This is a genomic window from Butyrivibrio sp., from assembly GCF_017940685.1.
Taxonomy (GTDB): Bacteria; Bacillota; Clostridia; order Lachnospirales; family Lachnospiraceae; genus Butyrivibrio.
In genome coordinates this window covers 1-12,470 of the sequence record NZ_JAGAYD010000135.1, presented here as the reverse complement: position 1 = coordinate 12,470, position 12,470 = coordinate 1, and the positions used below count along the sequence as shown (strand labels likewise).

Sequence of the window (12,470 nt, the reverse complement as noted above, 5' to 3'; positions counted from 1 at the left end):
GTCTGCTTTCTGATCTCTGCGTGCTGAACGATGTTGTTTCTTGGAATGAAATAGATAAGTTTCGTGTTCAGCTCTTTTGCGAAAGCCTCAAGAAGAGGCTTTTCATTGTCTACGTTTCTTGAGTTGCAGATGATACCACCAAGGCGCACACCGCCTGACTGGGCATATCTTGAAATACCCTTTGCAATATTGTTGGCTGCATAAAGAGCCATCATCTCACCACTTGCTACTATGTAGATCTCTTTTGCCTTGCCTTCACGTATGGGCATCGCAAATCCGCCGCATACTACATCGCCGAGTACATCATAAAAAACGAAGTCAAGGTCCTCTTCTTCATAGGCTCCCAGGTTTTCCAGGGTTGAAATAGATGTGATGATTCCTCGTCCTGCACAGCCAACACCAGGCTCAGGTCCGCCGGACTCAACGCACAGGGTTCCTCCAAAACCAACCTTCATGATGGTATCAAGCTCTACCTCATCCTCGCCCTGAAGACGTACTGTATCAAGAACTGTCTTCTGAGCAAGGCCCCCAAGCAGCAGTCTTGTTGAATCGGCTTTGGGGTCACAGCCCACAACCATTACTTTTTTGCCTCTCTCTGTAAGGCCTGCAGTCAGGTTCTGGGTAGTTGTGGATTTTCCGATACCACCCTTTCCATAGATTGCAATCTGTCGATACTTTGCCATTTCTCACTTCTCCTCTTTAAAAAATATGATAAAACGCTGTATCAGTCGTTCTGATAAGCGAATGGATCCTGTTCATACCACTCTTTCCTGTATGGAAGTCTTGCATGTCCCACAATGTTCTTTGCCAGGTTGTTATTCTCAAGGGCGAAGATTATCTTTTTCGCAAGACTGTAAAAACCGCCGTATCCGAAGAATGTTGAACCCGCATCAAAGAGCTGGATTGAAGGGAAACCTAGTCTTGCAGGGATTGCATGAGAGCCGTTATGTGTGATAACAAGATCCGGTGCATACTTAACCAGCTGGTTAGCAAACTCATAGGCCTGGTTACTAACTGTTAGGGTAACATCCGGAAGCTCCTCACCAAGTTCTTCAAACACAGGATCTGCGTTGGAGTCGAAGTTGTAACCTCTGATTCCAATAACATCAATTCCAATCTTTTTAAGAGCCATGGCCTCAGCAGCAACTCTGACACTTCCGCCTCCAAGAAGAACTTTCTTCTTTTCAAACTTAGGCTTTAGAGGCTCAATAGCTTCTGCAAGCTTTTTCTCCTCGTAGTCAGCAAGAAGGTTTGCTTCCTTTTCAAGGCCAAAGAATTTACCAATGGCCACAAGCCACTTTCTTGTCTGGTCCGGACCAATTGGCATTCCCTCGATGATGTACGGCATGTTGTATTCCTGTTCAAGGAACTTAAGCATGTAGTCATCATGCATGTTGCAGAGGCTGACATTGAGTGCAGCAAAAGGCAGGAGCCTAAAGTCATCAGCGCTTGAATACTCTGCATAGATCCTTACGTTAAGGCCAAGAGCCTGAAGGAGTCTCACCATCTCCTGCTCATCCTGGTATCCGATTGATGTTGCATTGAACAGGTTAACAGTGTGGGCTATCTTGTACTTAAATACTGCCTCACCCATCTGTGCTGCGGGATCTGCAGGGTTGTCAGGCACATAGTCCTTGTAAGGGATCGCCTTGAAATTGATATGTCTTATGAGACTGTGATAAAAACTGTCGTAGGCTGATGCCACAACCCTTGATCTGAAGCCAGGGCAGTGAAGCGCTGTAACCTGAGCCGCACAGGTTTCATTGGTGATGTTTACGATCTTTTCCACGTCGTCACCTATGATGTTTGGCGCGCAGGTAGCTACTACAAAGATGATCTCAGGTCTGTAGGTCCTGTCAGCATACTCGATAGTTTCCTGGAGCTTTTTCTCTCCTCCATTGATTACGTCTGTCTCTCCAAGATTGGATGAGAGCCAGATTGGAGCCTTCTGATCCGGAAGTCCCCTGTTTGTCTTTCCCTTTACTGCGTTTGCAGCAAGGCCATGAAGCTGGGTTCCGCAGCCGATAGGGCCATGCATGATAACTACTGAGTTCTGTACTGTTGAGCACATCATCAGTGTCAACGCCATCTGACAAGCATTGGTCTGCCAGAAGCTCCTGTTTTTCTTTAAAAGGCACCCTGACTTTGAACAGTCCGCCATTTCACAGGCACAGCCATGGAAGGTATCAGCGATCTGAAGTCTTGTATCTCTTACAGGAGGCATCGCCTGGTTGTAATAATTTACGTCTTTTTCTGTTGTTGCAGCCATTTTTCCTCCTCCTTTTATGCAAGCAATGTGCTGAAAATATCTTCTACAAGTTGCAGGCCACCCTTGTATCCGGCGTAGGCCCTTGTGGTAATGAGCCTTGAGCTAAGTGGGAAGCTTATTGGAAGCGCTGTTCCACCCACTTCAGCTGCCGTGGTCCTGTCAAGGGAACTGCCCAGAAGGAAAAACGGTGTGTTGTTGTCCCAGTATCTCTGTCCCTGGTTTCTTGGTCTTCTCTTTATGAGCTCTCTGCTGATCCTTTGGGTATCCGTATCCAGCGTCAGTGTTGAACCAAAGTCATTTGCCTCAAAGGCCTTTGTGAGAGCGCGCTTTTTAACTGGCTTTAATATGTCCGTTACAATGGTGTCGTTCTGATGCCAGCCAAGCTCCTCATAGAGATACTTCCCAACAGGGATCGCATAATTTGAATTGGTAATTGTAGCTGAGTAGAAGTACCACTGCCTGTTGGTGATAGTGTCTGTTGCTCTGATAAAGTCAGCGTAGTATTCGTCTGTCTCTTCCTGGATCACTTTTTCAAGAAGGTCGCTGTCGATATCGATGTGCTCAGCAAGGTCTCTTAAGAACTTAGTTGTCTGAATGGCACCGATAGGAAGAAGTGTCTGGAAGTAAGGTGTTCCATGAACCTCCTCAAAGTTCTTAACAATTGTTGTGCCCCATACTGGAGATAAAAGAATATTAATCGCTGCCTTAGATGCTGAAAGAACATTGCCTTCAAAGGTCTGGTCTGCAGTAAAGAAAGTGTTGACCTTAAGCCCAAGCTTATTTAAGAGTCTTTTGATCTCAGTTAGGTCTCCTCTGAAAAATGGATCAAATCCCGGAACGATTCCGAAGATGTTAACGAGCTTACTATCTTTTTCCTCGCTCTTTGGAACGAATTTATTAAAGATTGCATCAAGGATGATCTCGTATCCGTAGTAGGCATCTCCCTTAAATGAAGGAGTGCTGATGTTGATGACAGGCTTTCTTGGGTTCTCCACTGCCCTTACTGCTGCCTCTACGTCATCACCGATCATCTCTGTCATACATCCTGTTGCAACTACAAACAGTTCTGCATCAATTACATCCAGTGCATTCTCGATCTCTTCAGTGAGCCTGTTTGCTCCACCAAATACGATCTCCCTCTCTCCAACTGCGGAGCTTGGCATATGAGATCCAGCAAAAATTCCATCACCCATATTTCCGCCACCTCCGGAGATAACACCGGATAGATTACCGCCACAGCCTATAGCTGTGTGATTGACAAGCGTCACACCTGGCAGCGCGTTGATAACTGCTATTGCTCCCCCGAGGGCACATGTGGTCCTGGGGCGTTCAACAAAACAAGCCATTCTAGTCTCTCCTCCTACACTTAGTTATTTATGTTTCCAAATCTGTAAAGTTCTGTTGAAAGGTATCTTTCACCTGTGTCAGGCAAAAGAGCTACTATCGTCTTTCCCTTGTTTTCAGGGCGCCTTGCAAGAAGATATGCCGCATGTGCTGCTGCACCTGAAGAAATTCCAACAAGAAGTCCCTCATATCTTCCAAGCTCTCTTGAAGTATCGATTGCCTCATCTCCCCTTATAGGAAGGATCTCATCTATGATGTCCAGTCCCAAAACCTTAGGGACAAATCCTGCTCCGATGCCCTGTATCTTATGTGGTCCTGATGGTCTTCCAGAAAGAACTGCTGACTCCCAAGGCTCCACGCCTACAACCTTGATCTCTGGATTTAGCTCTTTTAACCCTCTTCCTGTACCTGTAACTGTTCCACCAGTTCCTATTCCTCCAACGAAGATATCTACTTTTCCGTCAGTGTCTCTCCATATCTCCTTGGCTGTTGTCTGCTCGTGAGCTCTCGCATTGGCAGGGTTCTCGAACTGCTGCAGTATCACTGAATTAGGGATCTGCGCATTTAATGCCTCCGCCTGTCTGATGGCACCATTCATGCCCTGGGCTCCAGGTGTTAACACAACCTGCGCTCCTAGAGCTGCAACCAGCGTCCTTCTCTCAATACTCATGGTCTCCGGCATTGTGAGGATAACGTTATATCCCTTTACTGCTCCCACAAAAGCAAGTCCTACACCTGTGTTTCCAGAAGTTGGTTCAATGATCGTTGAACCTTCCTTAAGGATTCCATTCTTTTCCGCATCCTCAACCATCGCAAATGCAATCCTGTCCTTGACTGATCCAGCAGGATTGAAATACTCAAGCTTTAGATAAAGCTCTGCTTCAAGCCCGTGAATCTTAAGAAACCTGTTTGGCTTAAGAAGCGGTGTTCCCCCTATAAGATCAGTTAAACTCTGTGCTACTTTTCCCATCTCTGTTGCGCCTCCGTATTATCCTCTGTTTGCTTGTGCCTGTCTCTGGTCGTAAACCATGATCTTATCTATCGCATAGTCAATAGGTGCCTCGATCTCCAGGGCAACTATCCCTATATCTCTAAGTATCTTCGCAGCCCCTGGCCCTATCTTGGCTGAGAGCACATACTTACAATCCTTTAATAGCTCACCTACTCTTGCTATTTCTGTGTGGTCGCAGGTTCCGTCGCATGCTCTTCCTGCATCTATCACATCCACCGGTTCATAGCTCTCATTGTCTGTGACTTCAATGATCTGAAATTCTTTGCAGTGACCAAAGTGAATGTCTATGTTCTCTCCGGTGTGAGTGGCAATTCCAACAAGGTATTTCATATCTGTCTCCTTAACCGTGTGAAAATGTATTCTGGGCATTTAACTTTTTCAGGTCGTAGAGCTTATCTGAAATCTCAAGCTTTCCTGGTATACCTGCCGCATCTGCCCTGCACCTCTGGCAGTGTCTGAAGACTCTTATATATTTCTCAGCCTTAGCCCTTGCTTCATATAGCTCCTGGCAGCTTGGTTCATGAAGGTGTGATAACTTGTGCTGCGGGATCAACGGGATGATGTTAAAAAAGTCTGCTCCGAGCTCAGATACTGTCTTTGCAACATCTTCCACGTGCTCGTCGTTGATACCTGGACACAATACCATGTTTACCTTTACCATTGCGCCAAGTTCTTTTACCTTCCTGATGCCTCTCTTTTGAGCATCAATAAGGATCTTTGCGCCCTCAGTTCCTACATATGTCTTTCCATCCTTTACAATGAAAAGACATATATGCTGCAGGATCTCTGGATCAACAGCATTCACTGTCACAGTGATTGTCTTGACTCCCGCTTCAATAAGCCTTTCTGCCTTCTCTTCAAGAAGAAGTCCATTAGTACTAAGGCAGTTTATAAGCTCCGGATGTCTTTCCTTTATGACATTAAAGGTCTCGATGGCGTAGTCACTGGCCAGTGTATCTCCAGGCCCGGCTATTCCTGCAACCGTTATCTCCGGGCAGAGCTTTAATGCCTTATCTACAACATCTGCAGCCTCAACAGGCGTCAGTATCTCACCTGTAACTCCAGGTCTCTTTTCATATGTATTTCTTGATCTGTTGCAGAACGCACACTGTATATTGCAGGTGGGACTTACAGGAAGATGGATCCTTCCTTTATTGAGATTTGGTCCCTTTCCAAAACATGGGTGCTGATTACTTATATGTTCCAATGGATCTACTAGTTCCGGCAGTGCGTTTCCTTGTGTATTCATCGGCATTTTGAGCCCTTTCTCTGTTATTACGTTTGATTTTATTTGCATAAAGCCCTACTGTCTAATAGCTGAAATTTATATTTGGCAATAACTTTTTCTTATTAGTGCTTTAAACCATTAAAACGCGGCCGTTTGCTCTGCTCAAAACCTGCAGATACGGCCGCATGAGGACAAATATACTTACTTAGATATCTTTAAACACCTTCCCGCCTTTCATGATCAGCTTGATGTTTTCAGCCTTGGTAAGTACTGAAATATCATCAAGTGGATTGCCATCTACTATAAGAAGATCTGCAAAGGCCCTGCTTTCTAAAACGCCGACTTTTCCCTCTGGATAAGGGTTTTGATAAGTTGTAAGCTTGGATAATCTGTAGCCATCACCTGTAGCGCTCTTTAGGGCTTTGAAATTTCCAAATCTTTCAGCGTAGCTTACAAGATCGTCGAGCCTTGGGGTTCCTTTGTTAAATCTTTCAATGAAGTCTGTGCCATAGGCCACGTTGAGGTTGTATTTATTAATAAGCTCGGCTTGAACTTCTACCCCTGAAAACAGTGCCTTTCTAGCCATGTCCTTATAGAGGTCTCCGCTCTTTGGTGGCTCCTTCTGATCTTTTTTGCCATGACCAAAGTTTGGACATGGAACTATGAAAACGTCATTGTCAGCGGCTATTCTTGCGGCTTCATCATCTATAAGGTGCGCATGCTCAAGACTTTTTACTCCTGCTCTTAAAGCTCTTTTTATAGATTCAGTAGTATAAAGATGAGCCATGACATAAGTTCCATAATCAGACGCAGCGCTGACTGCTGCCTTCATTTCTTCAAGTGTATATTGCTGCGTCTGTACGGGATCGTATTGTGAAGAAAGACCTCCACCGGCCATTATCTTGATCTGCGATGCCCCAAGGAAAAGTTGTTCCCTGACTGCTTTCAAAACTTCAGAAACTCCATCAGCGATATAGGACTGCCCATTCATGAGATTTGGAGAAGTGTAGATGTGATCCGCAATCCTGTATGCAGCCCTGCTCTCCCTGAAGTCTCCATGTCCACAGGTCTGAGATATAAAACTGTAGGAAGGAAAGATCCTTGGGCCTTCAATGATTCCATCATCTATTCCCTTCTTTATTCCGTACACAGCTCCGCCTGCATCTCTTATGGTTGTAAAACCAGCATAGAGAAGGTTTTTGGCATTCCTCACACCGTGAACTGTAAGCTCATCAAGCCTTCCATCCCCAAACATCAGGTGCACATGATTGTCAATAAGGCCAGGGATCACAGTCTTTCCCTTAGCGTCGATCACTTTTTCAAATTGCTCATTTGAAATGCTCTTTTCAATGATCTCTTTTACAAATTCCCCATCAATGACAATCGTTACATTTTTGTGCAGTCTGTCACTTAAACCATCAAAAACATTAGCGTTGGTAATCGCGATCATGACAATCCTCCAGTATCATCATCTTCCAGTTACGTCATAACCTATGTATTCTTCAGAAAGCTTCTTTATTGTGCCATTAGACTTAAGCTCCTTAAGTGCCTCATCAACAGCAGTCTTAACTGCCTCACCATCATCGGTCTTGGCATAGATAAAGTATGTATAAGGTGGATTCACTGCTTCTGACTCTTCATCGGTAAGCTCGATGATGTCCAGGTCCTCATTCAGAGTAGGATATGACTCCAAATAAACTTTCAGCATCGGCTGATCAAGGAATCCGAAATCTACTACTCCAGCAACAATATCCTGAATTGTCTTAAGGGTATCTGCGTCTGAGAAGACAAGCTCTACAGGATTGTCAGGGTTCTTGGTGTTGTATTCCTCAAGGAACAGCTGTGACGCAAGGCCTGATCCGTTTGTGTATACGCTATGTCCTCCAATATCTGCAAGAGACTTGATATCATCATTGCCTTTCTTAACGATGATGACTTTTTTCTCGTAGCATACATACTCATCGCCATAGAGATATTTCTGGGCACGTTCTTCCTTCCATGCGAAGTTATTTACTGCCATCACATATCTTCCGGAATCAACGCCGGTAAAGAGACTTGCGAACTCTGTCTTTTCAAACTCAAACTCATACTGTGGAAGAAGCTCATCAACTGCGTAGATAACCTCAGCATCGTAACCTGCGATGGATCCGTCTTCCTCAACCCAGAGCCATGGCTTTGGTGATCCGCCTGTACCAACAATGATCTTTTTAACTTCTGTTTCAGGAGCAGCTGCCTCCTGTGTTGATGCCTCCGCTGCTGCCTGTGGCTCAGCTGTCTTGTCTGCTGCTGCAGCTGTGTTTACAGCATCCTTGCTTCCGCATCCAGCCAGCGCAGTCATAATAGTAACCGCTGCCAGTAATGCACTTCCTGTTTTTGCGATCAGATTTTTTCTCATTTTGTCTCCTCCTCGTATTTAAATTGAATATTGGTTAACATATCTTTCAACAAAATTGACCTTTGACACAAACTGTTTGATCCTGTCGTTTTCGGTATTGATAAGGACATCCCTTGGAGTTCCCTCCTGCAGCACCTTTCCATCTTCAAGAAAAACAACCTTGTCGCAGATGTCGTAGATGAAGTTCATCTCATGGGACACGATAAGCATTGTCTTGCCGCTCTTTGCCACATCCCTAATAACCTTAAGTACTTCCTGGATCATCTCAGGATCAAGGGCTGATGTAGGTTCATCAAACAGGATCACCTTTGGATCAAGAGCCAGTGCTCTTGCAATAGCAACTCTCTGCTGCTGTCCACCAGATAACTGGCTTGGATAGTGTCCAGCTCTGTCAAGGAGCCCAACCTTTTCAAGGTACTCAAGAGCGATCTTTTTTGCTTCTTCCTTACTCTTTTTCTGGACGATCACCAGACCTTCCATGACATTTTCTAAAGCAGTCTTTTGTTTGAATAGATTAAACTGCTGAAAGACCATCGTTGTGTGGGACTTCATATAAGTGATGTCGCCTTTGGTAGCTTTTTTCACATCAAAGTCCACCTCGTCAAAATGTATCTGTCCTGCATTAGGTTTTTCCAAATAGTCTATACATCGCAGTAGTGTAGATTTTCCGGAGCCTGAAGCGCCTATGATCCCAACTACTTCGCCGTCATTGACAGTCAGGTCAATTCCTTTAAGGACCTGGAGCTTCTTAAAGCTCTTATGCAGCTTTTTTACTTCTATCATAGATAACCACTACCTCCTTATCTCCTACCTTGACACGTTTCTCCAAATACCTGAATATCGTTGAAATCACCAGCGTGATAGCCCAATAGATAATTGAAAGTGAAAGATACATTTCAAAATATCTGTAGTTTCGTCCTGCTATGAGCTTGCCTCCTGCGGTAATGTCCACAACCGCGCAGGTAAATACCAGTGATGTGCTCTTTGCCATATTTATCAGCGCGTTTCCAAGTGAAGGGAGCGCCACCACAAAGGCTTCCGGTATTACTATCCTCCTGAGGGTCTGCCAACCGGTCATTCCAATGGAGTTAGCCGCTTCTATCTGTCCCCTATCCACACTCTCTATTGCAGCCCTGATAAACTCTGAGTTGTAAGCTGCACTATTTAGTGACAGAGCAACCAGTGCGAACACAATGCTTGGTATGAAGCTTGCATTGTAATTGGTCCCCCACTTGTAGTTGATGAACTGCAGTATCATCGGTATTCCGAAATATGTAAGATACAGCTGCACCAACACCGGCGTTCCTCTGGTAAAAGAAACATAGAAGGCTGTTATCTGATACAGCACCCTAGGTTTGTGTATCTTAATAAGAGCAACTGCCAGTCCCACAACCAGGCTCATCACATAAGAAATGATGGTTACTTCCAGCGTTATTGGCAGATACTGCATCAGTTCTGGAATATTGGAAAAGATAAGTCTCCAATCAAAAACGTTAGCCATACTTTTTCTCCCCTCCCTTGAATACTGCACTTTCTATGCGGTCCAGGGCCTCAGTGATATAATCCCTCGGACATCCGAAGTTAAGTCTCACATATCCCTCTCCACCAAAGTCCTTACCATCTGTCAGCCAGACCTTCGCGTTCTTTCTAAGAAAATCTGCATCGATGCCTTTTCCAAAATTGATCCACTGAAGGTAAGTCGCCTCTGTGTGAGTAAACACTGCATCCGGAAATCTTCTCTTTAGCTCTGACTCCAGATAATCTCTGTTTTCTCTTAAGTATTCAATCAGTCCAAGTCGCCATACCTTTGACTGGGAATAAGCTGCAATCCCAGCTTCAATATTGAACACTCCCGGATGACCCAGCGCATATGAAAGCCTGTTAAACTCTTTTCTCAAAAACTCGTTTGGAATTACTGCAAAGGCCAGTGACACGCCTGGGATATTGTAGGTTTTTCCCGGAGCATAAAAGCTTATGGAATTTTCTTTTGCAAATTCATCTACAGTCAGGAATGGGATATGTCTTCTATCGTAAACCAGCTCGCAGTGTATCTCATCCGAGATGACTACCAGGTTATTTTCCTTTGCAAACCTGCTTACATCTTCCAGTTCATCATGCTTGTAGATCCTTCCCACCGGATTTTGCGGATTGCACAGATAGAACAGTTTTGTATCCGGCAAAAGAGCTTTTGACAACGCGTCAAAATCGAAGGTGTAATATTCTTCGTCGTTCCTTAATGGAACACGGATCATCTTGTTGCCTGCCTTTTCTGGTGCATCCAGCAGCATGTGATAGTTTGGTGTTACTGTTATTGAGCTGCCTCCGCCCAAGTTACTTACCACCGCAAGCGCCGGAACGATTCCGCTTATTGGAACAACCCATTCTTTCTTGGGCTCATATTCATATTCACCTTTGAACCATGACGTGAAGCTCTCTATCAGTTCATCTGGTGTTCTTGTGTATCCGTATACCGGATGTTTTAATCTCTTTTCAATCCTCTCCCTCACCGCAGGCGCTGATTCGAAATCCATATCAGCTATGAACATTGGTAACTCTCCCTCTCTTGTCAGATCCCACTTGATGCTGTCTGTGTCATGCCTGTCAAAATGTCTGTCAAATCCCTGTGCCATCTCTTACCTCCGAAACTTGGTACTTTTGTACGCAATAAAAAAAGCATCACAAGCCACAACCATTTAGGTTATGTCCTGTAATGCCTCTAGTTTTCTAGTCAGCGCTTACAATCTATGCTTTTCAGTTTTGTCGATCTGAATGATCTTACCATCCTGGACAATCAACACTATGTTGCCGAATTTCAGTCCACTTAGTAGGTTGTTTATAGTTTCAATCTGCTGTCTGGTAAGCTCAACCTGTGTAGCCACGCCCATGTTCACTCTCCCTACAACTGTTGTTGATAAATCATATCATTTGGGTATAAACATGTAAAACTGACAGTATTTATCGCAAGCGAAAATCTTTTCTTATCACTGACCATTAAATTGTTCCTTCGTATCCATTGTCCTTAAACAGCTCCATCATCTCGTTTGTAAGGCTGTAGGGTGTTGGCTGAAGTTCTATCTCCTCTGGAGAAAACCACCTGGCAAGCTTAAGCTCTTCGTTGTCCATGTGGATCGTGGTATCCCCGTCAACATCGCAAAAATATCCCATCAGTATGTCGCTGGCAATGCCCCAGGGCTGGGACTTGTAGTATCTGATGTTCCCAACTTTAAGGCCAACTTCTTCCATGACTTCACGCTCTACCGTGCCTTCCATGGTCTCTCCGATCTCAGTAAAGCCCGCCACCAGAGCGAAGTTTGCATAGCCCCTGTTGTACTTGGTAAGAACCATCTTGTTGGTCGCTTTGTCAGTGATGCCGATGATCACGGCAGGATTGATCCTTGGGTAAGTTACGTTTCCGCAATGAGGGCAGCGCATTGCGCGCTCCTTTTTATCAACTTCATTTTTGGTTCCACATCTTCCGCAGTAAATTGATGTGGAGTACCAGGTGTTCAGATGGTAGGCAGTAAAGGCTGCATATACCATGTGCTTGGGAGAGAGCTCTTTTCCCCTGATGACGTTAAGCTGGGTGTAAGCGTAGCCCGGGATCTTAAACTCCTTGTGTTTGTCTGATATGTATAAAAAGAAATTATCCTCGCCAATGGTGTAGATGTAGGCGAAGTCGGAATCTGTAAGTTCAGTATCAAAATCTGAAGTGTGAGGGAATTCTACAATACCTGCCTCCAGAGACTTTTCGTTAAGCAGATAGTTGTTATCTCTAATGATAATGATCCTGCTATCTGCAGATAGCTCTTTTGCCGGATCAAAGTGGTTATCTAAAAAGTATGGTTTTATATCCTGTATCACGTGGCGTACCACCTTTCATTATTTCTTTTCATCACATAATACAACAATACCACCCAAAATCAAATCTCTTTTTCCAATATAAAAACTGCCACCCGAATGGATGACCATCCGAGTGGCAGTATGTCTTTTACCTATCAGCCTTTAGAGCAGGTCCTGAATAAATCAGTCCTTACCGTAAAGAGTAACGAGCTTCTCAAGGTAAGCTCTGTGCTCCTTAGCATGCTGAGCAGCAGCAGCGTTGAGCTTAGCAGCTCTCTCAGGATTCTTGAGCTTAAGTGAAAGGTATCTAACCTCACCATCAAGGAAGCTCTGGAAGTCCTCTGTAGCAGGCTTAGAATCAAGAGTGAACTTGTTCTCTGCC

14 protein-coding genes are annotated in these 12,470 nt (G+C 44.6%); all 14 read right to left on the bottom strand.

Features of this window, described 5'->3' with window-relative positions:
- The coding region (locus J6I68_RS08700; RefSeq protein ID WP_292219674.1) for a nitrogenase iron protein NifH at positions 1–683 on the bottom strand (683 nt) is incomplete at its 3' end.
- 41 nt (positions 684–724) lie between these two features.
- Positions 725–2,269, bottom strand: coding sequence for a nitrogenase component 1 (locus J6I68_RS08695; RefSeq protein ID WP_292219672.1), 1,545 nt, complete (start codon positions 2,267–2,269; stop codon positions 725–727).
- Positions 2,270–2,283: 14 nt separating this feature from the next.
- Positions 2,284–3,615 (bottom strand): nitrogenase component 1, encoded by a 1,332-nt coding sequence (locus tag J6I68_RS08690; protein WP_292219670.1) that lies wholly within the window; start codon positions 3,613–3,615, stop codon positions 2,284–2,286.
- Between the two features lie 20 nt (positions 3,616–3,635).
- The gene (cysK, locus tag J6I68_RS08685) at positions 3,636–4,583 is read right to left on the bottom strand and encodes a cysteine synthase A (protein ID WP_292219667.1); all 948 of its coding nucleotides are present in this window, start codon (positions 4,581–4,583) and stop codon (positions 3,636–3,638) included.
- A gap of 18 nt (positions 4,584–4,601) precedes the next feature.
- Positions 4,602–4,955, bottom strand: a complete 354-nt coding sequence (locus J6I68_RS08680) for a NifB/NifX family molybdenum-iron cluster-binding protein (RefSeq protein ID WP_292219664.1) — start codon at positions 4,953–4,955, stop codon at positions 4,602–4,604.
- Positions 4,956–4,965: 10 nt separating this feature from the next.
- Positions 4,966–5,880 carry a radical SAM protein gene (locus J6I68_RS08675; RefSeq protein WP_292219662.1) on the bottom strand — a complete coding sequence of 305 codons (915 nt, stop codon included), beginning with the start codon at positions 5,878–5,880 and terminating at the stop codon, positions 4,966–4,968.
- Between the two features lie 178 nt (positions 5,881–6,058).
- A complete protein-coding gene (locus J6I68_RS08670) occupies positions 6,059–7,303 on the bottom strand; it encodes a metal-dependent hydrolase family protein (protein WP_292219659.1) in 1,245 nt (414 codons plus the stop codon).
- Positions 7,304–7,321: 18 nt separating this feature from the next.
- Positions 7,322–8,248 (bottom strand): transporter substrate-binding domain-containing protein, encoded by a 927-nt coding sequence (locus J6I68_RS08665; RefSeq protein ID WP_292219657.1) that lies wholly within the window; start codon positions 8,246–8,248, stop codon positions 7,322–7,324.
- An 18-nt stretch (positions 8,249–8,266) separates the two neighbouring features.
- Entirely contained in the window at positions 8,267–9,031 is a 765-nt protein-coding gene (locus tag J6I68_RS08660; protein WP_292219655.1) for an amino acid ABC transporter ATP-binding protein, read from the bottom strand.
- The gene (locus J6I68_RS08655) at positions 9,006–9,749 is read right to left on the bottom strand and encodes an amino acid ABC transporter permease (RefSeq protein ID WP_292219652.1); all 744 of its coding nucleotides are present in this window, start codon (positions 9,747–9,749) and stop codon (positions 9,006–9,008) included. Before J6I68_RS08655 ends, J6I68_RS08660 begins: the two co-directional genes overlap by 26 nt.
- The gene (locus J6I68_RS08650; RefSeq protein ID WP_292219649.1) at positions 9,742–10,878 is read right to left on the bottom strand and encodes a MalY/PatB family protein; all 1,137 of its coding nucleotides are present in this window, start codon (positions 10,876–10,878) and stop codon (positions 9,742–9,744) included. The genes J6I68_RS08655 and J6I68_RS08650 overlap by 8 nt, the downstream gene beginning before the upstream one ends.
- A 105-nt stretch (positions 10,879–10,983) precedes the next feature.
- Complete coding sequence (locus tag J6I68_RS08645; RefSeq protein ID WP_292219647.1) at positions 10,984–11,133, bottom strand: YezD family protein; 150 nt, start codon at positions 11,131–11,133, stop codon at positions 10,984–10,986.
- Positions 11,134–11,239: 106 nt separating this feature from the next.
- Entirely contained in the window at positions 11,240–12,109 is an 870-nt protein-coding gene (gene nudC / locus J6I68_RS08640) for an NAD(+) diphosphatase (protein ID WP_292219644.1), read from the bottom strand.
- Between the two features lie 162 nt (positions 12,110–12,271).
- On the bottom strand, positions 12,272–12,470 hold a 199-nt coding region (locus J6I68_RS08635; protein WP_292219642.1), incomplete at its 5' end, for a hypothetical protein.